Origin of the sequence: Mesorhizobium sp. 131-3-5, from assembly GCF_016756575.1 — a bacterium.
GTDB classification, from domain to species: Bacteria; Pseudomonadota; Alphaproteobacteria; order Rhizobiales; family Rhizobiaceae; genus Mesorhizobium; species Mesorhizobium jarvisii.
Map to the genome: position 1 here is coordinate 1,239,853 of NZ_AP023254.1, position 22,725 is coordinate 1,262,577.

Annotated in this window: 20 protein-coding genes; 14 read left to right on the forward strand and 6 right to left on the reverse strand. The window is 63.6% G+C overall.

Annotated features, from left to right (window positions below; all coding sequences use genetic code 11):
- Positions 1–8: 8 nt before the first annotated feature.
- Together JG747_RS05985 and JG747_RS05990 are read right to left on the reverse strand one after the other, a co-directional pair.
- Entirely contained in the window at positions 9–2,162 is a 2,154-nt protein-coding gene (locus JG747_RS05985; RefSeq protein WP_202361366.1) for a phospholipase D-like domain-containing protein, read from the reverse strand.
- Positions 2,159–2,602: a hypothetical protein gene (locus JG747_RS05990; RefSeq protein ID WP_038650330.1), complete on the reverse strand. Its 444-nt coding sequence runs from the start codon at positions 2,600–2,602 to the stop codon at positions 2,159–2,161. The genes JG747_RS05985 and JG747_RS05990 overlap by 4 nt, the downstream gene beginning before the upstream one ends.
- A gap of 108 nt (positions 2,603–2,710) precedes the next feature.
- On the opposite strand from JG747_RS05990, the gene JG747_RS05995 reads away from it, so the two are divergent.
- Positions 2,711–3,370, forward strand: coding sequence for a hypothetical protein (locus JG747_RS05995; protein WP_244748340.1), 660 nt, complete (start codon positions 2,711–2,713; stop codon positions 3,368–3,370).
- A 5-nt stretch (positions 3,371–3,375) separates the two neighbouring features.
- On the opposite strand, the gene JG747_RS06000 is transcribed toward JG747_RS05995, so the two are convergent.
- Positions 3,376–4,257, reverse strand: coding sequence for a LysR family transcriptional regulator (locus JG747_RS06000; RefSeq protein ID WP_202361367.1), 882 nt, complete (start codon positions 4,255–4,257; stop codon positions 3,376–3,378).
- A 161-nt stretch (positions 4,258–4,418) separates the two neighbouring features.
- Here JG747_RS06000 and JG747_RS06005 point away from each other — a divergent pair, with 161 nt between their 5' ends.
- Positions 4,419–5,915 carry a CoA-acylating methylmalonate-semialdehyde dehydrogenase gene (locus JG747_RS06005; RefSeq protein ID WP_019861803.1) on the forward strand — a complete coding sequence of 499 codons (1,497 nt, stop codon included), beginning with the start codon at positions 4,419–4,421 and terminating at the stop codon, positions 5,913–5,915.
- A gap of 73 nt (positions 5,916–5,988) precedes the next feature.
- On the opposite strand, the gene JG747_RS06010 is transcribed toward JG747_RS06005, so the two are convergent.
- Positions 5,989–6,789, reverse strand: coding sequence for an SDR family oxidoreductase (locus JG747_RS06010; RefSeq protein ID WP_202361368.1), 801 nt, complete (start codon positions 6,787–6,789; stop codon positions 5,989–5,991).
- Entirely contained in the window at positions 6,786–7,115 is a 330-nt protein-coding gene (locus JG747_RS06015) for a nuclear transport factor 2 family protein (protein ID WP_202361369.1), read from the reverse strand. The genes JG747_RS06010 and JG747_RS06015 overlap by 4 nt, the downstream gene beginning before the upstream one ends.
- Positions 7,116–7,199: 84 nt before the next feature.
- Here JG747_RS06015 and JG747_RS06020 point away from each other — a divergent pair, with 84 nt between their 5' ends.
- Together JG747_RS06020 and JG747_RS06025 are read left to right on the forward strand one after the other, a co-directional pair.
- Positions 7,200–7,577 (forward strand): winged helix-turn-helix transcriptional regulator, encoded by a 378-nt coding sequence (locus JG747_RS06020; RefSeq protein ID WP_202361370.1) that lies wholly within the window; start codon positions 7,200–7,202, stop codon positions 7,575–7,577.
- Positions 7,578–7,845: 268 nt separating this feature from the next.
- On the forward strand, positions 7,846–8,118 hold the full coding sequence (locus JG747_RS06025; protein WP_019861798.1) for a hypothetical protein: 273 nt from the start codon (positions 7,846–7,848) through the stop codon (positions 8,116–8,118).
- Between the two features lie 8 nt (positions 8,119–8,126).
- Here JG747_RS06025 and JG747_RS06030 read toward each other — a convergent pair whose 3' ends face one another.
- A complete protein-coding gene (locus JG747_RS06030; RefSeq protein WP_064981273.1) occupies positions 8,127–8,819 on the reverse strand; it encodes a GntR family transcriptional regulator in 693 nt (230 codons plus the stop codon).
- A 69-nt stretch (positions 8,820–8,888) separates the two neighbouring features.
- Here JG747_RS06030 and JG747_RS06035 point away from each other — a divergent pair, with 69 nt between their 5' ends.
- The 10 genes from JG747_RS06035 (at position 8,889) to pyc (ending at position 22,676) form a co-directional block, all read left to right on the forward strand.
- Entirely contained in the window at positions 8,889–9,824 is a 936-nt protein-coding gene (locus JG747_RS06035) for a dihydrodipicolinate synthase family protein (RefSeq protein ID WP_019861796.1), read from the forward strand.
- A 14-nt stretch (positions 9,825–9,838) separates the two neighbouring features.
- Entirely contained in the window at positions 9,839–11,152 is a 1,314-nt protein-coding gene (locus JG747_RS06040; RefSeq protein WP_202361371.1) for an NAD(P)/FAD-dependent oxidoreductase, read from the forward strand.
- A 17-nt stretch (positions 11,153–11,169) separates the two neighbouring features.
- On the forward strand, positions 11,170–12,171 hold the full coding sequence (locus tag JG747_RS06045; RefSeq protein WP_202361372.1) for a 4-hydroxyproline epimerase: 1,002 nt from the start codon (positions 11,170–11,172) through the stop codon (positions 12,169–12,171).
- 336 nt (positions 12,172–12,507) lie between these two features.
- Positions 12,508–13,410, forward strand: coding sequence for a branched-chain amino acid ABC transporter permease (locus tag JG747_RS06050; protein WP_019861793.1), 903 nt, complete (start codon positions 12,508–12,510; stop codon positions 13,408–13,410).
- 4 nt (positions 13,411–13,414) lie between these two features.
- Complete coding sequence (livM, locus tag JG747_RS06055; protein ID WP_019861792.1) at positions 13,415–15,010, forward strand: high-affinity branched-chain amino acid ABC transporter permease LivM; 1,596 nt, start codon at positions 13,415–13,417, stop codon at positions 15,008–15,010.
- Positions 15,010–16,485, forward strand: coding sequence for an ATP-binding cassette domain-containing protein (locus JG747_RS06060; RefSeq protein ID WP_244748341.1), 1,476 nt, complete (start codon positions 15,010–15,012; stop codon positions 16,483–16,485). The genes livM and JG747_RS06060 overlap by 1 nt, the downstream gene beginning before the upstream one ends.
- The gene (locus JG747_RS06065) at positions 16,485–17,213 is read left to right on the forward strand and encodes an ABC transporter ATP-binding protein (RefSeq protein WP_010912086.1); all 729 of its coding nucleotides are present in this window, start codon (positions 16,485–16,487) and stop codon (positions 17,211–17,213) included. Before JG747_RS06060 ends, JG747_RS06065 begins: the two co-directional genes overlap by 1 nt.
- Before the next feature lie 110 nt (positions 17,214–17,323).
- Positions 17,324–17,671, forward strand: a complete 348-nt coding sequence (locus tag JG747_RS06070; protein WP_010912085.1) for a DUF6867 family protein — start codon at positions 17,324–17,326, stop codon at positions 17,669–17,671.
- Positions 17,672–17,808: 137 nt separating this feature from the next.
- A complete protein-coding gene (locus JG747_RS06075; protein WP_019861791.1) occupies positions 17,809–18,924 on the forward strand; it encodes a branched-chain amino acid ABC transporter substrate-binding protein in 1,116 nt (371 codons plus the stop codon).
- Between the two features lie 293 nt (positions 18,925–19,217).
- Positions 19,218–22,676, forward strand: coding sequence for a pyruvate carboxylase (gene pyc, locus JG747_RS06080; RefSeq protein ID WP_019861790.1), 3,459 nt, complete (start codon positions 19,218–19,220; stop codon positions 22,674–22,676).
- Positions 22,677–22,725 lie beyond the last annotated feature (49 nt).

Sequence of the window (22,725 nt, forward strand, 5' to 3'; positions counted from 1 at the left end):
GCTAGAGATCAGAACGCCTGCTTGACCCAGGCTTCGTCGAACAGCAGCCGATAGATCCACGGGATCGTCACGTTGCTGGAAACCGGATTCGAATGGGCGAGATAGTCGTCATAGATCGGCTTCATCCTGACGTAGAAGGCGGGATCGAGCACCATCATGCCGTTCTCTGAATCGTGGAAGAAGCTGCGGTTGTTGAGGTTGACCGAGGAGATGGCGACCAGCCTTTCGTCGATCATCATGATCTTGGAATGCAGCACCACGTCGGGCGCCTTGAACTCGCGGATGTTGATGCGGTCGCCATATTTCTCGACGAACAGCTTGTTGAGCGCGGTGAGGAACTTGCCGCCAATATCGCCCTTGAGATCGATGCGGCCGACAATGTCGATCTTGACGCCGCGGGCGAGCGCCCGGTCAAAAGCATGGGCGAGGCTCGGCGTCAGATTGAGGTAGGGATTGACGATCTGGATATGCTGCCGGGCGGCATCGACCAGCTCGACGAAATAGTCCTCCAGCGCATGGTCGTCCTCATAGGGCACGGAGATGAAATGCCGGGCATTGCCCTGGGGGCGGCCATTTCCATGGACCGGGATGGAGAAGGGGCGCGCCAGATTGGTGTCGGCGTCGCGCAACCATATCGTCGATAGATGCGCGGCGAGCGTCTCGACCGTCGCCCGGTCGGCGAACTCGATGTCGAAGTCGCTCCAGTTCGAATAGTAGTTCAGCGAAAAGCCGTCGGTCTTGCCGTATTGCTGCAGGTCCGGATAGCGCGACAGGTCGATCGGACTATGGAACAGGAAGCCGTCATGGATGTTGCGGCCGCCGATGATGACGCGCGAGCGCGCAGGGTCCACAGCCAGCGTCGCCAGCATCTTGATATGATGGGTCTTGTGCAGCTGTGAAATCTGCTCGTCGATCGGCGCGCCATGATCGGCGCGCCAGCGGTATTCCTGCAATTCGACATTGGGGAATTCGGCGGCCAGCCGGTGCAGCATGGCGTCGTCCTTTTCGCGCTCCAGCACGTCGGTGACCAGTATGCGCACCTTGGTGCCAAGGGCGGCATGATGGCGGATCAGCCGCTCGATGATGCAGCCGGAGAAGTCCGCCTTGAATTCCAGCGACGACAGATAGATCAGCTTCAGCCGTGGCGCCCTGGAGAAATCGAGAGGCAGCTCCGGGTCGCCTTTGTCTATCGCCGCATCGGACAGCGGTGCGCCCATCAGCGCCTCGACCTTGGCGTTGAAGCCGTCGCGCGACTTGCGCAGCAGCCTGGGCTCGCCGACGGGTAGGGCGCAGGTCTGCGACAGCCAGCGGCTGGCATAGAAGGCGCGCTCGAGCGCGTCGAGGCCAGCGCTTTCGGGGACCGGGCAGCGCTCGTAGCGGCTGTCGAAGCTGGCGAGAGCCGGATCCGCGGTCTCTTCGCGCCGGATGGTGAGCGGCGCCCCGGCCGGGACAAGGCTGGAGCGGATCCTTGCCGTGCAGCGGTTCAGGCCGTCGCTGGGAAACAGGCTGACCGTGTCGTCCTCGCCGGACAGGCGAAAACGAAATGCCGCGCCGGCGGCGATGGTGCGCGAGGCTCCGGCGGCGCGGATCGCCAACGCGCCGTCGCAGGTGGCCTCGATCTCGACCGGCTGCTCTCCGGCCTGGCGCACGACGATCTCGGTGCTTCGCGCCTGCAGGCCGGAGAAATCGAAACTCTTGGGTGACGAGGGCCGTGCCGCCGCATCGATGTAGAGCGTCTGCCGCGACACCCGCCAGCGTCCGTCGAAATGGCCCACGCCGCTACCGCCATTGGCCGACGGCAGATGCGTCCTGGCGAGTGGTTCGGCCAGTTGCTGCAGCGTCGAATAGGTCGCCCGGAAGCCGCTGTTCTGCACATCGCGGCGGTTGCGCCCGTACGGGCCGGTACCATTGGCGCGATCCATGGCGCCGAGCTGATTGTGGGCGAGCAGCGCCAGGAAGCGTCTTTCGTAGTCGCTGGCGCCGGCATCGCCAAAAAACTGCGACGCGGCGACCTGCGGCCCAGGCGTGCTGGCCGACAGAGACGGCCGCGCGCAGGCCGCCTGTCCCGGCAGGAGATTGCAGGCATTGTGGCCTGTGCCGGCACAACCGGCAAGGGCGGTCAGCCCGAACAGGGCAAGGATGATAAATGCGTGGCGATTCACCCGGTGGCTCCGGCCTTCATGGCGCTCAACTGAGCCGGGTCGCGCGGCGGCATGAAGCCTTGGGGAAACACCTTGCAGACGGGGATGGCGAAGGTAGCGATCAGCAATTCCGCCTCGCCGCGCATCTTGCGTGGCGCCGTCTTGTCATCACGGATCGCCCGGGCGGAGGCGACGAGCGCGCCGTCGCAATCGCAATGATTGTGGCGCGCGATGTAGCAGGCGTCGTGGGTCTGACACGCCGCGTCGAGGCGGTCGACCGGCCGGGCCGACATATCGCCGGTGCGGGTGCCGGGGCCGCAATAATTGCCGAAGACGAAAGGCGAGGGGCGCGCCATGGCGTAACGGATCGGCTTGGGCAATTCGGCTTCCGGCACTTTTGTCCACGGGTTGGCGCAGGCCGAAACGAAAATCAGCGGCAGGATGGCAAGAACGGCTCGCATTTTTTCCGCGCCAGCTTTCTGAACGATTCCCACCGGCGGCCCTGCCAATGGCCGGCGACCGCATGCCTGATGCCACACTGGCCGGTTTTGTGGCAAGCAAAAGGCGGCGTGTATCACCAGACCGTGTTATTACCGCAGCGATACAACCTGCCGGGCGCATCGACCCCGTCTGGCATTTCGCGAGCACCAGTGATGCGTATCGGCTTTGCGGTTACAGCTGTCGTATTTCTGTCCTGCATCTCGGCGGCCAATGCCGCCGCCAAGACCGTTCACGACAAGGACAACGGATTTTCCCTGACCTTTCCGGAAGGGTGGAGAAACGAGGCGCCTTCCGGCAAGACGATGCGGCTGAAGATAAAATCCGGTGATCAGGGCCTGACCTGCCGGATATCGGTCGGTCACTATGATCCGCAGGCGTCCGGTTCCCCCGCCGATCCCAAGGCATTTCTCGAAACGGGCTGGTCGCCGCAGGCCTGGCAAGAGATGGTGGGAGCCGCCTTTACCTCGGCGGCCTTCAGCAACGAAAAGTTGATCCGCTTTCCCGACGGCTATCCGGCACGAATGGCCGATATGGATTTCCAGGTCGGCGACGGCAGCGCCAGCTTCCCCGGTCACGCCAAGGTCGTGCTTTCGCTGCGCGGCAGCCACTTCGGTCTGGTGACTTGCGGGCTCACGGGCGACAGCCTCGAGCAAATGAAGCAGAAGTGGGCGCCACTGGCCGACGAGGCCGAACGGGTGGCGAGTTCGTTCGTTCTCGATGGGCCCTGAGCGCCTTACAGGAAGAGACTTTTTTCCCGCTCCACCGCCTTGGTGATGAAGCCGGCGACGATCTGGATGCGGCGCAGCGGCCTCACCGATTCATGATAGACCAGCCAGTAGGCACGGCGTATGGGCGCCACCACATCGACGGCCACCAGCTCCGGCATCGAGCGCGCGACGAAGGTGTGCAGGATGCCGATGCCGGCGCCCGAGCGCACCGCTTCGGCCTGGCCGAGTGCCGAGGAGATGGCGAAGCTGGTGCGCCAGTCCGCGCTGAATTCGGCCGCGTAGTCGAGCGAAGGGCTGACGATGAGATCCGGCACATAGCCGATGAGGGTGTGTCGGCCGAGTTCGGCCGCGGTTTTGGGCAGGCCATTGGCCTCGGCATAGGCGCGCGAGGCAAACAGGCCCAGCGAATAATCGACCAGCTTACCCGCTACCAGCCGGCCCTCGGTCGGCCGCTCGACGGTGATGGCGATGTCGGCTTCGCGACGGGACAGCGAGAAGGAGCGCGGCACCGGCACGAGCTGGATCGTCAGTTCGCGATGCAGTGCGGTCAGTTCGCCGAGGCGCCTGGCCAGGAAGGCGACGCCGAACCCGTCCGGCGCGCCGATGCGCACGGTGCCGGAGATATCGTCGCCTTCGCCTGATATGGTCGAGCGCGCGGCGATCATGTCACCCTCCATGCGCTCGGCAATGTCGAGGAAGCGCTCGCCGGCCGGCGTCAGTTCGCTGCCGGTGGTCAGCCGGCGAAAGAGCTTTGTGCGCAATGCGTCTTCGAGCGCTGCGATGCGGCGCGAGACGGTGGCGTGGTTGAGCTCCAGCCGCTTGGCGGCGCCAAGGATCTGGCCGGCGCGTGCCACGGCGAGGAAGATGCGGACGTCATCCCAGTTCATGGGAATCCCCAGGAGATATCTTGCGGTCCTCCATTTGCGAGAATTGATGCGCGCCCGTCAATCGTTATCTATTTGCTGCACAACGGTTGCGTTCTTCCTCGCGTTGCCTTCGCCATCGCAAAGGCGGACAATGCGTCCATCACAAACAAGGGAGAGATATCATGATCGAATACGGTCATTTCATCGGCGGCAAGCGTGTCGCCGGCACCAGCGGCCGCAAGCAGGACGTCATGCAGCCGATGGACGGCTCCGTGCGCGGCACGGTGGCGCTGGCCTCGCAGGCGGAACTGCGCGCGGCGGTCGAGAATGCCAAGGCGGCGCAGCCGAAATGGGCCGCCACCAACCCGCAGCGCCGCGTTCGCGTCTTGATGAAATTCCTCGAACTGGTCGCCCGCGACTATGACGAACTGGCCGACATACTGGCGCGCGAGCACGGCAAGACCATCGCCGACGCCAAGGGCGACATCCAGCGCGGCCTCGAAGTGGTCGAAGTCTGCATCGGTGCGCCGCACATGATGAAGGGCGAGTTCACCGATGGCGCCGGCCCCGGCATCGACGTCTATTCGATGCGCCAGCCGCTCGGCGTCGTCGCCGGCATCACCCCGTTCAACTTCCCGGCGATGATCCCGCTGTGGAAGATCGCCCCGGCGATCGCCTGCGGCAACGCCTTCATCCTGAAGCCGTCGGAGCGTGATCCGGGCGTGCCGATCCGCATCGCCGAACTGTTCCTCGAGGCCGGCCTGCCGGCTGGCATCCTCAACGTCGTCAACGGCGACAAGGAAGTCGTCGACGCCATCCTCGACGATCCCGACATCAAGGCCGTCGGCTTTGTCGGCTCAACGCCTATCGCCCACTACATCTATTCGCGCGGCACCGCGGCGGGCAAGCGCGTGCAGTGCTTCGGCGGCGCCAAGAACCACATGATCATCATGCCTGACGCCGATATGGACCAGACCGTCGACGCGCTGATCGGCGCCGGCTACGGCTCCGCCGGCGAGCGCTGCATGGCGATCTCGGTGGCTGTGCCGGTCGGCAACGACACGGCCAACCGGCTGATGGAAAAGCTGATCCCGCGCGTCGAGAGCCTGAAGGTCGGACCGTCGACGGATTCGGCCGCCGATTTCGGCCCGCTGGTGACGGCGCAGGCGCTGGAGCGGGTGAAGGGTTACGTCGATACCGGCGTCAAGGAAGGCGCCAAGCTGGTCGTCGATGGCCGCGGCTTCACGATGCAGGGCTATGAGAACGGCTACTATATGGGCGGCTGCCTGTTCGACAATGTCACGGCGGACATGCGCATCTACAAGGAAGAGATCTTCGGGCCGGTGCTCTCGGTAGTGCGCGCGCCGACCTATGAGAGCGCGATCAAGCTCGCCAACGACCATGAAATGGGCAATGGCGTCGCCATCTTCACCCGCGACGGCGACGCCGCGCGTGATTTCGCAAGCCGTGTCCAAGTCGGCATGGTCGGCGTCAACGTGCCGATCCCGGTGCCGATCGCCTATTACACGTTCGGCGGCTGGAAGGCGTCGTCCTTCGGCGACCTCAACCAGCACGGCCCGGACGCCTTCCGCTTCTACACCAAGACCAAGACGGTGACGTCGCGCTGGCCGTCCGGCATCAAGGATGGCGCCGAGTTCGTCATCCCGACGATGAACTGATTGGGAAACGTTCCAAAACAAGAAAGAGGCGGCTCATCCCGCCTCTTTCTTTTTTGTCGGCCGCTTGCCTCCGTCAGACCGTCGGTATGGTGCCACCGTCGATGACGTATTCGGCGGCGTGGATCGCCGAGGCGCGGTCCGAGACAAGGAATGCCACGAGTTCCGCAACCTCTTGCGGCCATGCCGGCCGGCCGATCGGGATGCCGCCCAGCGCATCCATGATGCCCTGGCGGGCGGTTGCCTCATCCGAGCCCGAGTGGGATGCCAGCCGCTTCACCATGGCTTCCGAAGCAGTGGTGTGGATCCAGCCCGGCGCCACGGTGTTGACGCGGATGCCTTTGGGGCCGAGTTCCTTGGACAGCGCCTTGCTGTAGGTTGAAAGGGCTGCCTTGGCCGCCGCATAGGCGATGGTGGATTCGTGCAGCGGCAGGCGGCGCTGGATCGACGACATGTGAACGATCACGCCTGAACCTTGCTCGATCATATGCGGGACAAGCAGGCGATCGAGCCGCACCGCCGCCAGCAGGTTGAGGTCCAGTTCATCTTGCCAGGCCTGCTCCGACAGTCCGGCAAATCCTCCTCCTGGGCTCTTCGAACCGCCGACGTTGTGAACGATGATGTCGACACCACCAAGCTGCTCCATGACACCCGCGGCGACCTTTTCGACGCCTGCCAGAGTGCTGATGTCGGCCCGCATGAACAGCTTCGGCTGGCATGCTTCCGTCGCCGAGCGAGCGGTGGTTGCAACCATCGCTCCCGCCGCCGAAAGCCTACGCACGATGGCCTCGCCGGCACCCTTTGTGCCCCCGGTGACCAGAACGCGCTTGCCGGCAAATTCCCGATCGTCGACCGCAAATTTCTGGACGAAGGTCATGCGCCGATCTCCAGCCGCGCGATCCGGTCATCGGCCAGTGTGAAGACGTAGTGGAGTATCGCGGGACTGCCGGGGAAATTTCCAGACACGATGCCGGCGATCCGCCATTTATCGCCGTTGACCGTCACGTCGGCGACCTCGACGGACACCCGGTATTTGCGTGTCGTTGCCTCCATCCAGCCGCGGATGGCGACTGAGCCTCGATGGGGTTCGCCTTCGTCCTTGACCGTGGCGTCTGACGAGAAAGGCACGAGCATGGCGTCGATGTCGTGCCGGTTCTTGGCGGCAAAATAGTCGGCCAGCGGCTGCGGAAGGTTTGCGGTCATGGTGTCGTCTCCGGTGCGGGGTTGCCGCCGCCCATCGAGGCCGGCGGCGCTTGTCCGGCTTCTAAAATGAGATATACTGGTGAAATGACAAAAACCGACGAAAAAGTAAGGTACTTACCTGAGAGTAAGCCCGAGACGTTGACGCCGTTGTCGGCGGCGAGCGGCGTCGAGAATGTGCTGCGCATCCTCGAGGGCCGCTGGAAGCTGGTGATCCTGTTTCACCTGTTCGGCGGCAAGGTGCTGCGCTTCTCCGACCTCGAACGGGCGATCCCGGCGATCTCGCAGAAGATGCTGATCCAACAGCTGCGGCAGATGGAGGCCGACGGCATCGTTCGCCGTATCGTCCACCACCAGGTGCCGCCGAAGGTCGAGTACTGCCTGACCGATTGGGGCCAGGCGCTGTGCCCGGCCCTCGACGCCTTGCTGAAATGGGCGGCACTTCGCGAACCGACGGAAGTCTGACGCCGATCGTTGCTCTGCAACGCGCCGCAAGCTCCGAAGCGATGCTTGTTTTCAGATCGGGGCCTCACCATATCGATTCCAGGGAATGATAAGGTTCCCTGACGACAGACCGGAAACCAGAAGGAGTGACGTGATGAAGACGTCGAACCCGGCCTGGAGCGTTCCGGTGCGTTGAGGCTGCCCCCATGTGCCTCCCTTTGCCGGAACGTCAAGGCGAAGGAGGTGCCAAATGGCACACAGATTTTCGTTTCGATGGATCAGGATAGCCGTGATTGGCGCCGCGCTGGCGCTGTCGACGCTATCGGCGCAGGCGCAATTTATCTGCGGCGGCCACAACGACCTCGTCGCGGGACTGGCGCAGGCCTTTCAACAAAAGCAGCTTGGTTATGGTGTGGTCGGGCAATCCGCCATTGTCGAGATCTATGTTTCGGCAAGCGGGACCTGGTCCATGCTGGTGACCGACGTGCAGGGCCGAAGCTGCATCTTCGCGACCGGTGAGGGATGGGAGAGTACCGCCATCGCCGCCGCGCAAGGAATCTGATCGCCCATTCAACGCGTCGCGGCGACCTCGGCGTGGCCGCGCAGCAGCGCCATCAGCCGCTTGGCATCCTTGGCGGCTGCCTCCTCGTCGCCGTCGAGGATCGAGCGGATCAGCGCGACATGATGCTCGGCTGACTCGGCCAGGCCCGTATCCGCCTTGTAGCGGAACCAGAAGCGGCGGCTGTGGGTCTGCAGCGGCGCGGCCAGCCGCGCGGCGAAGCGGTTGTCAGCGGCCATCGCCAGCGCCTCGTCCAGCGCCTTGTCGGCCTGGATGAAGGCAAGCACATTGCCCGAGATGACCGCCTTCTGCATGGCCAGCGCCGCCTCGTGAAACAGGTCGGCGGCCTCGCGGGTGACGAAGCGGGCGGCCGAGCGGGCCAGCACCACCTCGACGCCGCGCCGGGCGTCGAGCACGCGCAGCCAGTCGCCGGGATGCAGCGGCGCGATCGCGATGCCGGCGCGTGGCCTGACATCCAGCAGCCCTTCCCAGGCCAGCCGCTGGATCGCCTCGCGCACCGGCGTGCGGCCGAGGTCCAGCTTCTCGATAAGCGCTCCTTCGGTGACAAAGCTCGACGGCGCCAGTTCCAGCGTGACGATCATATGCTCGAGCACGCGGTAGGCCCTGGCCGCCGCCGGCTCGGACGTCATGGTTGCTTCCATGGATATCAAAGGCGATCTCCTGATATATTTTGGATATATCATAACGGATTCCGCATTGACAGTGAGTTTCTTGACAGATATACGGCTGATATATCAGATGGAGGCACGACTATGTGGACCGGAGTTTTCCCCGCCGTTACGACCAAATTCACCGCCGACGACCGGCTCGACCATGCCGAAATGGAGCGCTGCTTCGGCCTGCAGATGGAGGCCGGTTGCGACGGCATCATCGTCTGCGGCTCGCTCGGCGAAGGGCCGATGCTGTCGCCTGACGAGAAGATCGAGGTGCTGAAGACCGCGCAGAAAGTCGCCGGCAAGAAGCCGGTGCTGCTGACCGTAAATGAGGCGGGCACCCGGGAGGCCGCCGCTATTGCCAGGCGCGCCGCGAGCGAAGGTGCCGATGGCCTGATGGTGGTGCCGAGCCCGATCTACCACACCAATGCGGAAGAGACCGTCGCGGCGCTGCGCGCGGTCGCCGAGGCCGGCGACCTGCCGGTCATGATCTACTCCAACCGGCTCGCCTATCGCGTCGACGTCACCGTCGACCAGATGGAGGAGTTGGCGTCGGACAAGCGCTTCGTCGCCATCAAGGAATCCTCCGACGATATCAGGCGCTCGACCGAGATCATCAACCGGCTTGGCGACCGCTACGATCTGTTCACCGGTGTCGACAATCTCGCCTTCGAGGCGCTGTCGATCGGCGCCATCGGCTGGGTAGCCGGCCTGGTCACCGCCTTCCCGCGCGAGACCGTCGCCATCTTCCAACTGATGAAGCAGGGCCGCCGCGAGGAGGCGCTCGCCATCTACCGCTGGTTCCGGCCGCTGCTCGACCTCGACGTCTCGACCTATCTGGTACAGAACATCAAGCTTGCCGAAGTGCTGGCAATCGATACCAATGACCGCGTGCGCATGCCGCGCCAGCCGCTGTCGGGCGAGCGCCGCAAGGCAGTCGAGAAGATCATACGGGATGCGCTGGCGGTGCGGCCGAAGCTGCCGTCGCTCCAGACGTCTCCTCTATCGGCGGACAGACTGGTGGCAGCCGAATAACGGACAGCACCGACGTGCCAGAAAATTCCAAATCCGCGGAACAGGAGCAGCGCTCCGCCGTTGGGGCGCCTTCTCCCCGTGAATGGGGAGAAGGGAAAGATATCGCCATTGTCGGCGGTGGCATCATCGGCATCTGTGCCGCTGCCTTCCTTGTCGAGGCGGGGTGCAGCGTAACAATCTTCGACCGCACCGGCATCTGCGAGGAGACGAGCTCCGGCAATGCGGCGGCCTTCGCCTTCTCAGACGTGCTGCCGCTGGCGCACAAGGGCATGATCAAGCACCTGCCGAAATGGCTGGCCGATCCGCTCGGCCCGCTCAGCATTCCGCCCGCCTACCTGCCGCGGCTGCTGCCCTGGCTGATCCGCTTCTGGCGCGCCGGCGCGCCGGCGAAATACGAAGCCAGCCTCGCCGCCCAGGCCGGCATGATGAAGCTCGCCGAAACCGAATGGATCGGGCTGCTCGATCGCTCCGGCACGCGGCCGATGCTGCGCGAGGACGGCTCGCTGGAGCTCTACGAGAGCGAAGCCGAGTTCCGCGCCTCGCTGTCCGGCTGGGCCGCGCGCGAGCGCTTCGGCATCGGCTTTCGCCATGTCGAGGGCGAAGGCCTGGCGGGTTTGCAGTCAGGCCTCTCCCCGCGCTTCATCAAGGGCACCTTCGTGCCGGGCTGGAAGACGGTGGCCGATCCAAAGCTGCTCGGCAAGGCGGTGTGGGCTTACGCCGAGGCCAAGGGTGCCCGCTTCGAGAGGGCTGGGATCGATCGGGTCGCGGCGGACCAGGATGGCGCGACACTGACGTTGGCCGATGGCACGACCAGGCAGGCAAGGCACCTTATCGTCGCTGCCGGCGCCTGGTCGCATCTTCTGGCGCGGCAGCTTGGCGACCGCATTCCGCTGGAGACCGAGCGCGGCTACAACACGACGCTGCCCAGGAGTGCCTTTGACGTGAAGCGACAGCTGATCTTCTCCGGCCATGGCTTCGTCATCACGCCGCTGGAGACGGGCCTGCGCGTCGGCGGCGCCGTCGAGCTCGGCGGCATCGAGCGGCCGCCCAATTTCAACAGATCGAAGGCGCTCCTGCAGAAGGCGCAGCAGTTCCTGCCCGGGCTCAATCCCTCGGGCGGGCGCGAATGGATGGGGTTCCGGCCCTCGCTGCCGGATTCGGTGCCTGTCATCGGCAAGGCCTCGGGAAGCCGGCCGGTGGTCTATGCTTTCGGCCACGGCCATCTGGGCCTGACCCAGGCCGCGGCGACCGCACGGTTGATCCGGGAAATCATCCTGGGGCAGGTTGCGTCTGTTGATCTTGCCCCCTTCAGTCCACAACGGTTTTGAATTTTTCGAGGAACGACATGGCCAAGAAATCCTTCTTCTGCATCGACGGCCACACATGCGGCAATCCGGTGCGGCTGGTCGCCGGCGGCGGCCCGCTGCTCGAGGGCTCGACGATGATGGAACGGCGCGCGCATTTCCTTGCCGAGTATGACTGGATCCGCACCGGGCTGATGTTCGAGCCGCGCGGCCATGATGTGATGTCAGGTTCGATCCTCTATCCGCCGACGCGCGAGGATTGCGACATCGCCATCCTGTTCATCGAAACCTCCGGCTGCCTGCCGATGTGTGGCCATGGCACCATCGGCACGGTGACGATGGCCATCGAACACGGGCTGATCAAGCCGAAGACGCCGGGTGTGCTGAGGCTCGATACGCCGGCCGGGCTCGTCATCGCCGAATACAAACAGGTCGGCGAATATGTCGAGGAAGTGCGCATCACCAATGTGCCGTCTTTCCTCCATGCCGAAGGTCTGACGGTCGAATGTCCCGGGCTCGGCGAGATCACCGTCGATGTCGCCTATGGCGGCAATTTCTACGCCATCGTCGAGCCGCAGAAGAACTACCGCGACATGGCGGATTATTCCGCCGGCGACCTCATCGCCTGGAGCCCGGTGGTGCGGCAACGGCTCAACGAGAAATATTCCTTCGTGCATCCGGAGAACCCCGGCATCAATAGGCTGTCGCACATGCTGTGGACCGGAAAGCCGACGGTGGAAGGGGCTGATGCCCGCAATGCCGTGTTCTACGGCGACAAGGCGATCGACCGCTCACCGTGCGGCACGGGTACCTCGGCGCGCATGGCGCAGCTCCATGCCAAGGGCAAGCTCACGGCAGGCGATGCCTTCGTGCATGAATCGATCATCGGTTCGCTGTTCAAGGGCAAGGTCGAAAAGGAGGTCACCGTGGCGGGCAGACCGGCGATCATCCCCTCGATCGGCGGCTGGGCGCGGATGACCGGACTGAACACGATCTTCATCGACGACCGCGATCCGTTCGCGCATGGTTTCGTGGTCAAGTGAGGAGAATCCTGACCTTGCGGAAAGGAGTGTGACGAAAAGACGAACCCTGTCAGTAACGCAACGAATCCTCATATCACCTAATTTTGACGGCGATTTCTTCGAAACGGGGTGCATGATACGGCCGAATCGTCAAAGACATTGCGTTATGCCAATGATAGGGTCCGCGATAGTCCAGGGGTCGGGTGCAGAAAACGGGCGGTCGGAACGACGTGAATCGGAAACACGCGGGGCGGTCAAAAAAATCACGTTGCAATCCGGGCTCGAAACTTTACGACTAGGGGAAATACGAAAAGGAATGCGTCTGCATGGGCGACATTCCAGGGGAGCCATGTACACATGCAGTATTTTGTCCAGCAGCTTATCAACGGGCTGACGCTGGGATCGATCTATGGGCTGATCGCAATCGGCTACACGATGGTCTACGGCATCATCGGCATGATCAACTTCGCCCATGGCGACATCTTCATGGTGGGCGCCTTCACGGCGCTGATCGTCTTCCTCATCCTCGGCGCGCTGTTCTATTCGGTGCCCGTGGTCATCGCGCTGCTGGTCATGATGATCGTGGCGATGCTGCTCACCAGCCTCTACAACTGGACGATCGAGAAGGTGGCCTATCGGCCGCTGCGCGGTTCGTTCCGGCTGGCGCCGCTGATCACCGCCATCGGCATGTCGATCGCGCTGTCGAACTTCGTCCAGGTGACGCAAGGTCCGCGCAACAAGCCGATCCCGCCGATGGTCAGCCAGGTCTACAACATCAACGGCGTCAGCGTGTCGCTGAAGCAGATCATCATCGTCATCGTCACCGCGCTGCTCCTGGTGGTGTTCTGGTACCTGGTCAACAAGACCTCGCTTGGCCGGGCGCAACGCGCCTGCGAACAGGACCGCAAGATGGCGGCCCTTCTGGGCATCGACGTCGACCGCACCATCTCCATCACCTTCATCATGGGCGCCTCGCTTGCCGCCGTCGCCGGCACGCTGTTCCTGATGTATTATGGCGTGGTGGCCTTCTCCGACGGTTTCGTGCCGGGTGTGAAGGCATTCACCGCGGCGGTGCTTGGCGGCATCGGCTCGTTGCCGGGCGCCGTGCTCGGCGGGCTGCTGATCGGCTTCATCGAGAGCATGTGGTCGGCCTATTTCTCGATCGACTACAAGGACGTCGCGGCGTTCTCGATCCTGGCGATCGTGCTGATCTTCCTGCCTTCCGGCATATTGGGCCGGCCAGAAGTCGAAAAGGTCTGAGATCATGGCCGTGACCGTATCTCGTGAGAGCGACAGCGTCGCCACCCCCACCCAACGCGCGCTTAAGGAAGCGTTTTATGCCGGTGCCATCGCGCTTGGCCTGTTCGTGCTGTTCATCGGTCTGAAGACCGGTCAGAACATGTCCAATGAACTGGTCCTGACTCAGCGTTGGGGCCTGCTCGCCGCCGTGGTGATCGCCACGGCCGTCGGCCGTTTCCTCTATGTCGCCTATGGCCAGCCCTTCATGGCCAACCAGAAGATCGCCAACGTCGCCACCGGTCTGTTGCCGGCCAGCGTGGGGTCACGGTTCTTCACGCTGCCGGCGTTCATCGTGGCTGTCGTCGCGATGGTGCTGCTGTTCGTCTTCAATGGCTCCCTCGCCGGATGGGTGGGAGCGGAACCTGCCGGCTATCTGCAATTCCTGCGCGCCCTGGCGGTCATCTATGTGCTGGCTTGCGTGATCTACTACTTCCGCGCCTTCATCCATGCCAACTTCACCAAATTGGGCATCACAGCGCTGGTGCTATACCCGATCCTCGTGGTCGCGGTGCTGTCGCTGAACGCCTGGTCGATTGCTGGAGGGCTGCAGGGCTCGCTGAAATGGGTCGACAATTTCGGCATCCAGATCCTGATCTATGTGATGCTGGCCTGGGGGCTGAACATCGTCGTTGGCCTCGCCGGCCTGCTCGATCTCGGCTACGTCGCCTTCTATGCACTTGGCGCCTATGCCTATGCGCTTCTTGCCACGCAATACGGCCTGTCGTTCTGGATCCTGCTGCCGGCAGCGGGCTGCATGGCCGCTCTGTGGGGGGTGCTGCTCGGCTTCCCCGTGCTGCGCCTGCGCGGCGATTATCTGGCGATCGTGACGCTCGCCTTCGGCGAGATCATCCGCCTGGTGCTGATCAACTGGCGCGAGGTCACCAACGGGTCGGCCGGTATCTCCGGCATTCCCAAGGTTTCCTTCTTCGGCCTGATGACCTTCAACGTGTCGGACCCCAACTACATTGCCAAGGTTCTGCACATTGCGACCTCGAGCGCCTACTACAAGATCTTCCTCTACTATCTGATCCTGGGCCTGTGCCTGCTTACCGCCTTCGTCACCATCAGGCTGCGCCGTCTGCCGGTCGGCCGCGCCTGGGAAGCCTTGCGTGAGGACGAGATCGCCTGCCGCTCGCTCGGCATCAACACCACCACCACCAAGCTGACTGCCTTCGCAACCGGTGCCATGTTCGGTGGCTTCGCCGGCTCGTTCTTCGCCGCGCGGCAAGGCTTCGTCAGCCCGGAATCCTTCGTTTTCCTGGAATCGGCCATCATCCTTGCCATCGTCGTTCTCGGCGGCATGGGCTCGCTGGTCGGCATCGCGGTTGCCGCGATGGTGATGATCGGCGGCACCGAGGCGCTGCGCGAACTCGACTTCCTCAAGCAGATCTTCGGGCCGGACTTCACCCCCGAACTCTACCGCATGCTTCTGTTCGGCATGGCCATGGTCATCGTCATGCTGTGGAAGCCGCGCGGCTTCGTCGGCAGTCGCGAACCGACCGCCTTCCTCAAGGAGCGAAGGGCTGTCTCAAGCTCCTTCACCAAGGAGGGCCACGGCTGATGAACGCGACCACGCAAATGAACGACGCCATCCTGCAGGTCGACCATCTGTCGATGAAATTCGGCGGCCTGGTCGCCATCGGCGACCTCTCCTTCACCGCCAGGCGCGGCGAGATCACGGCGCTGATCGGGCCTAACGGCGCCGGCAAGACCACCGTGTTCAACTGCATCACCGGCTTCTACAAGCCGTCCGAAGGCATGATCACGCTCAACCGGGCCGACGGCTCGACCTATCTGCTGGAGCGGCTGCCCAACCATGAGATCCCGGCGCGCGCCAAGGTGGCGCGCACCTTCCAGAACATCCGGCTGTTCTCGGGCATGACGTTGTTGGAGAACCTTCTGGTTGCCCAGCACAACAAGCTGATGAAGGCATCGGGCTATACGGTGCTTGGCCTGTTCGGCTTCAGCGGTTACCGCAAGGCGTCAGCCGAGTCGATGGAGCTGGCCAGGCATTGGCTGGAGAAGGCCGATCTCGTCGATCGCGCCGATGATCCGGCCGGCGATCTGCCCTATGGCGCGCAGCGGCGCCTCGAGATCGCGCGTGCCATGTGCACGGGTCCGGAACTTCTGTGTCTCGACGAGCCGGCGGCCGGCCTCAACCCGAAGGAATCGGCGGCGCTCAACGAGCTCTTGATGGACATCAAGCACAACACCGGCACCTCGATCCTGCTGATCGAGCACGACATGTCGGTGGTCATGCAGATTTCCGACCATGTCGTCGTGCTGGAATACGGCCGCAAGATCTCCGACGGCAATCCGCAATCGGTGCGCACCGATCCGCGCGTCATCGCCGCCTATCTCGGCGTCGACGACGAGGAGGTCGAGACCGTGCTGACCGAGGTCGGCGACGAGGACGTCATCGAGCAGCTCGACATTGGGCCGGATGCGGCGCATGGCCCGGGTACGTCGTCATCATACCTGGCCGGACCTGTGACCGACACTGTCGGACACAGCGATGGCGAGCGCGTCACGGTGTCGAAAGGCGCCTCGAAGGCGGCACAGGTTGATGCCCGCGCGGCAACCGTGGTGAGCAAACCCCTCGCAAAACCGGCCGCGCCGACCAAGCCGGCGGCGAAAGCAGCACCGAAGAAGACGGCCGCCAAGGTGCCCGCGGCAAAAGCCGAAGGCATTTCGAACCGCCTCGCCGCCCCTCGTGGCGGCAAGGCCGACAACCTGACCCGCATCAAGGGTATCGGCACGGTCAACGAGAAGAAGCTCAACGAGCACGGCATCTTCCACTTCGACCAGATCGGCGCCTGGAAGAAGGCCGATGTCGAGGCTGCCGAAGCCTATCTCGCCTTTGACGGGCGCATTGCGCGCGAGGAATGGGTCAAGCAGGCCAAGCTGCTCGGTCGGGGCAAGGGCACGGAATTCTCGCGCCGCGTCGACGCCGGCAAGGTGGCGACCAGCCATGCTTCCGCAAAGACCACCGGTGCGGCCAAGCCTGTGTCGGGCAAGCGTGGAGGGGGCAAATAATGGCCGGGACAACGCTGCTCGATATCAAGGGCGTGGAGACCTACTACGGCAACATCCGGGCGCTGAACGGCGTCGATGTCACCGTCAAGGAGGGCGAGATCGTGGCGCTGATCGGCGCCAACGGCGCCGGCAAATCGACGCTGATGATGACCATTTTCGGCGCTCCGCGCGCCCGCACAGGGACCATCACCTTCGCCGGTACCGACATCACCCAGTTGCCGACGCACGAAATCGCGCGCATGCGCATCGCCCAGTCACCCGAAGGCCGGCGCATCTTTCCGCGCATGACGGTGATGGAAAACCTGCAGATGGGCGCCAGCCTCGACAACCTCAAACACTATGACGAGGACGTCGAGAAGGTGTTCACGCTGTTCCCGCGGCTCAAGGAGCGCATCGCGCAGCGCGGCGGCACGCTGTCGGGCGGCGAGCAGCAGATGCTGTCGATCGGACGCGCGCTGATGGCGCGGCCGAAGCTGCTTCTGCTCGACGAGCCGTCGCTGGGCCTGGCGCCGCTGATCGTCAAGCAGATCTTCGATGCCATCCGCGAGCTGAACCGCACGCAAGGACTGACCGTGTTCCTGGTCGAGCAGAACGCGTTCGGCGCGTTGAAGCTCGCCACGCGCGGCTACGTCATGGTCAACGGCAATGTGACGATGAGCGGCACCGGCAAGGAACTGCTCGCCAATCCGGAAGTGCGCGCCGCCTATCTCGAAGGCGGACATCACTGAGTTTGGAGCGGAATGTGCATCCGGTATCCCGCTCCAACTTGTTTGTTTGTCGCATGATCCTTGTCCGAAAAGTCTGCAACTTTTCGGGATCGTGCTAGGGAGACTTCATCATGCAGGGCATTCTCTATGAGGAACCCTCGATCTGGCAGTTCTTCTTCGTCACTTGCCTGCTCGGCGGCTGGGCGGCCTGGATGACCGGCAAGGCCAGCGCCCAGACATGGCGCTCCTTCATCCAGCTTTTCGCCTATCTGCTGGGTCTCGGCATCGGCATCCGCTTCATCCATCATGCGCTGTTCGACGGCACGATGTTCTCGCTGCAGTACTATATCGTCGACACCATCGTGCTGATGATATTGGGCTTCGTCGGCTATCAATACACACGAACCAACCAGATGGTCACACAGTATAATTGGCTCTACGAAAGAGCTTCAATCTTGAGCTGGAAACCGAAAGGTTGAGGTTCATCATTAACGCCGGGTCAGGGATGAATCGGCGTGACAAGTGCCTGAAAATCGGCAAACTATGCTTTCTGCGATAAGGGTGGGCATCGCATGAAAGCTTCATCCACGCCCACTCCGTTAATGGGAGCGTTTAAATGAAAAAGTCACTTTTGTCCGCCGTCGCCCTGACCGCGCTTGTCGCGTTCGGCGGCAACGCGTGGGCTGATGTAATGTTCGGCGTTGCCGGTCCGATCACCGGTCCGAACGCGGCCTTCGGCGCACAGCTGCAGAAGGGCGCAGAGGCGGCGGTCGCTGCGATCAATGCCAAGGGCGGCATCAACGGCGAGCAGATCAAGCTTGAAGTCGGCGACGACGTCTCCGACCCGAAGCAAGGCATATCGGTTGCCAACAAGTTCGTCGGCGACGGCGTCAAGTTCGTGATCGGCCACTTCAACTCGGGCGTCTCGATCCCGGCCTCGGAAGTCTACGCCGAAAACAACATCGTCGAAATCACCCCGGCCGCGACCAACCCGAAGTTCACCGAGCGCGGTCTGTGGAACGTGTTCCGCACCTGCGGACGCGACGATCAGCAGGGCAGCATCGCCGGCGCCTATATCGCCGCGAACTTCAAGGATGCCAAGGTCGCCGTCGTGCACGACAAGACCCCTTATGGCCAGGGCCTCGCCGATGAAACCAAGAAGGCGATGAACGCCGCCGGCGTCAAGGAAGTGATGTATGAAGGCGTCAATGTCGGCGACAAGGACTTCTCGGCGCTCATCGCCAAGATGAAGGAAGCCGGCGTCACCCTGATCTATTGGGGCGGCCTGCACACCGAAGCCGGCCTGATCATCCGCCAGTCGGCGGACCAGGGCCTCAAGGCACCGATGATGTCGGGTGACGGCATCGTGACGGACGAACTCGCGGCGATCGCGGGCGACGCCGTCGCCGGCACGCTCAACACGTTCGGACCCGATCCGCGCCTGATCCCGGCCAACAAGGAACTCGTCGAGAAGTTCCGTGCGCAGGGCTTCGAGCCGGAAGCCTACACGCTCTACGCCTACGCCGCCGTGCAGGTGGTCGCCGAGGCGGCTGCTGCCGCCAAGACGAACGACCCGCAGGCCGTTGCCAAGGCGATGCATGAAAACGGCCCGTTCCCGACCGTTCTGGGCGATCTTGCCTATGACGCCAAGGGCGATCCGAAGCTGCCGGGCTACATCATGTACGAGTGGAAGAAGAAGGACGACGGCAAGTATTCCTGGTTCCCGAAATAAGCTGCTCTGACAGGTCTGAAATCCAAGATGCCCGGCGCAACGCGCCGGGCATTTTCTTTTGGCGCGTTCGGTCGGCCGATGATCTTTCTTGCCGGCTCCCCTCAGGCGGAGAGATCGCATCCAGGATCGAAATTGTCGCCATTGTTCCGTCCGTTGGGGCTAAGGCGTGCGAGTGTTGGCCGGATAATTGATTTAAATCGGTTTAAACCGGCGCTGATTTTGTTTGCACTGCAGCATTTTCACGCTAATCATTGCACCGATTTCCCGTCCCTTCCGCTGCTGGAGCCCAGTCCTTGGCCATCACGAAGATCCTCGTCGCCAACCGGTCAGAAATCGCCATCCGCGTCTTTCGCGCGGCCAATGAACTGGGCCTCAAAACCGTGGCGATCTGGGCCGAGGAAGACAAATATTCGCTGCACCGCTTCAAGGCCGACGAGAGCTACCAGGTCGGGCGCGGTCCGCATCTCATCAAGGATATGGGGCCGATCGAGAGCTATCTGTCGATCGAGGAGGTGATCCGCGTCGCCAGGCTCTCGGGCGCCGATGCCATCCATCCCGGCTACGGGCTTCTGTCCGAAAGCCCCGAATTCGCCGAAGCCTGCGCGCAAGCGGGCATCACCTTCATCGGACCGAAGCCGGACACGATGCGCCGTCTCGGCAACAAGGTCGCGGCGCGCAATCTCGCCATCGAAGTCGGCGTGCCTGTCATTCCCGCCACCGATCCGTTGCCGGACGATATGGAGGCGGTCAAGAAACTGGCCAAGGAGATCGGCTATCCGGTGATGCTGAAGGCCTCCTGGGGCGGCGGCGGGCGCGGCATGCGTGCCATCCGTTCCGAGGCCGATCTCGCCCGCGAGGTCACGGAAGGCAAGCGCGAGGCGAAGGCCGCTTTCGGCAAGGACGAGGTCTATCTCGAAAAGCTGATCGAGCGCGCGCGCCACGTCGAGGTGCAGGTGCTTGGCGACACGCATGGCAATGCCGTGCACCTGTTCGAGCGCGACTGCTCGATCCAGCGCCGCAACCAGAAGGTCGTCGAGCGGGCACCCGCGCCCTATCTCGAAATGGCGCAGCGCGAGGAGCTTTGCGGCTACGCGCTGAAGATCGCGCGCGAGACCAGCTATATCGGCGCCGGCACGGTCGAGTTCCTGCAGGATGCCGATACCGGGAAATTCTATTTCATCGAGGTCAACCCGCGCATCCAGGTCGAGCATACCGTCACCGAGCAGGTGACCGGCATCGACATCGTCAAGGCGCAGATCCACATCCTCGACGGTTTCGCCATCGGCACACCGCAATCGGGCGTGCCGGCGCAGAAGGACATCAGGCTGAACGGCCATGCCTTGCAGTGCCGCATCACCACCGAAGATCCCGAGCACAATTTCATCCCGGACTATGGCCGCATCACCGCCTATCGCGGCGCCACCGGCTTCGGCATCCGGCTGGATGGCGGAACCGCCTATTCCGGCGCCGTCATCACCCGCTTCTACGATCCGCTGCTGGAGAAGGTGACGGCCTGGGCGCCGACGCCGGCCGAGACGATTGCCCGCATGAACCGGGCGCTGCGCGAATTCCGCATCCGCGGCGTCGCCACCAACCTCACCTTCCTCGAAGCGATCATCAACCACCCGAGCTTCGCCGACAACTCCTATACGACCAAGTTCATCGACACGACGCCGGAGCTGTTCCAGCAGGTCAAGCGCCAGGACCGCGCAACCAAGCTGCTCAACTACCTGGCCGATGTCAGCGTCAACGGCCATCCCGAGACGCGCGGCCGGCCGATGCCGAAGGCCGATGCGGCAGCACCGGTCGTCCCCTATCTCAACGGCAATGTGCCGGGCGGCAGCAAGCAGAAGCTGGACGTGCTCGGTCCGGAGAAATTCGCCGGCTGGATGCGCGAGCAGAAGGAAGTTCTGGTCACCGATACCACCATGCGCGACGGCCACCAGTCGCTGCTGGCGACACGCATGCGCACGCATGACATTGCCAATATTGCCGGCACCTATGCGCGCGCCCTGCCGCAGCTTCTGTCGCTCGAATGCTGGGGCGGCGCGACCTTCGACGTCGCCATGCGCTTTCTCACCGAGGATCCTTGGGAGCGGCTGTCGCTGGTGCGCGAGGCGGCCCCCAACCTGCTGCTGCAAATGCTGCTGCGCGGCGCCAACGGCGTCGGCTACACCAATTATCCCGACAATGTCGTGCAGCATTTCGTCAAGCAGGCGGCGAGCGGCGGTATCGACCTGTTCCGCGTCTTCGACTGCCTGAACTGGGTCGAGAACATGCGCGTCGCCATGGACGCGGTCGGCGCCGAGGGCAAGCTGTGCGAGGCGGCGATGTGCTATACCGGCGACATTCTCGATCCGGCGCGGGCCAAGTACGACCTGAAATACTATGTCGGCCTGGCCGGCGAACTGCAGGCCGCCGGCGCCCACATCATCGCCGTCAAGGACATGGCGGGCCTGTTGAAGCCGGCGGCGGCCCGCGTGCTGTTCAAGGCGCTGCGCGAGGCGACCGACCTGCCGATCCATTTCCATACCCACGACACGTCGGGCCTGTCGGCGGCGACCGTGCTGGCGGCGGTGGAGAGCGGCGTCGACGCCATCGACGCTGCGATGGATGCCTTCTCCGGCAACACGTCGCAGCCTTGCCTGGGTTCGATCGTCGAGGCGCTGAAGGGCACCGAGCGCGACCCCGGCCTCGATCCGCAATGGATCCGCAAGATCTCGTTCTACTGGGAAGCGGTGCGCAACCAGTACGCCGCCTTCGAAAGCGATCTCAAGGGGCCGGCCTCGGAAGTCTATCTGCATGAAATGCCGGGCGGACAGTTCACCAACCTCAAGGAACAGGCTCGCTCGCTCGGGCTGGAAACGCGCTGGCACGAGGTGGCGCAGACCTATCACGACGTCAATCTGATGTTCGGCGACATCGTCAAGGTGACGCCGTCATCCAAGGTCGTCGGCGACATGGCGTTGATGATGGTGAGCCAGGACTTGACCGTCGCCGATGTCGAGAACCCGGCCAGGGATATCGCCTTCCCGGACTCGGTCGTCTCGATGCTGCGCGGCGATCTCGGCCAGTCGCCCGGCGGCTGGCCTGCAGCGCTGCAGAAGAAGGCGCTGAAGGGCGACAAGCCGATCACGGCGCGGCCTGGCTCGCTGCTCAAGCCCGCCGATCTCGAGGCCAGCCGCAAGGAGATCGAGGAGAAGCTCGAGCGCAAGCTCTCGGAATACGAATTCGCCTCCTGGCTGATGTATCCGAAGGTGTTCACCGACTTCGCCGGCGCGCAGGAGACCTACGGGCCGGTCAGCGTCCTGCCGACGCCGACCTATTTCTACGGCATGAAGTCGGAAGACGAGATCTTCATCGACATCGAGAAGGGCAAGACGCTTGTCGTGCGTTGCCTCGCCATCGGCGATGTCGACGACAAGGGCATGGTCACCGTGTTCTTCGAGCTCAACGGCCAGCCGCGGCGCGTGAAGGTGCCGGACCGGGCGCATGGCGCCTCCGCCGCCAAGGCGCGCCGCAAGGCCGAGCCCGGCAACGAGGCGCATGTCGGCGCGCCGATGCCGGGCGTGGTTTCCGCCCTTTCGGTCGCCACCGGCCAGGCGGTGAAGGCCGGTGACGTGCTGCTCTCCATCGAAGCGATGAAGATGGAAACGGCCCTGCATGCCGAGCGCGACGGCACCGTCGCCGAGGTGCTGGTCAAGACCGGCGACCAGATCGATGCCAAGGATCTGCTGATCGCCTTCGCTTAAGACCCGGCAAAGAGCGGGCAGGCTGTCGGCTTCTGTCGGCAGCCCTCAT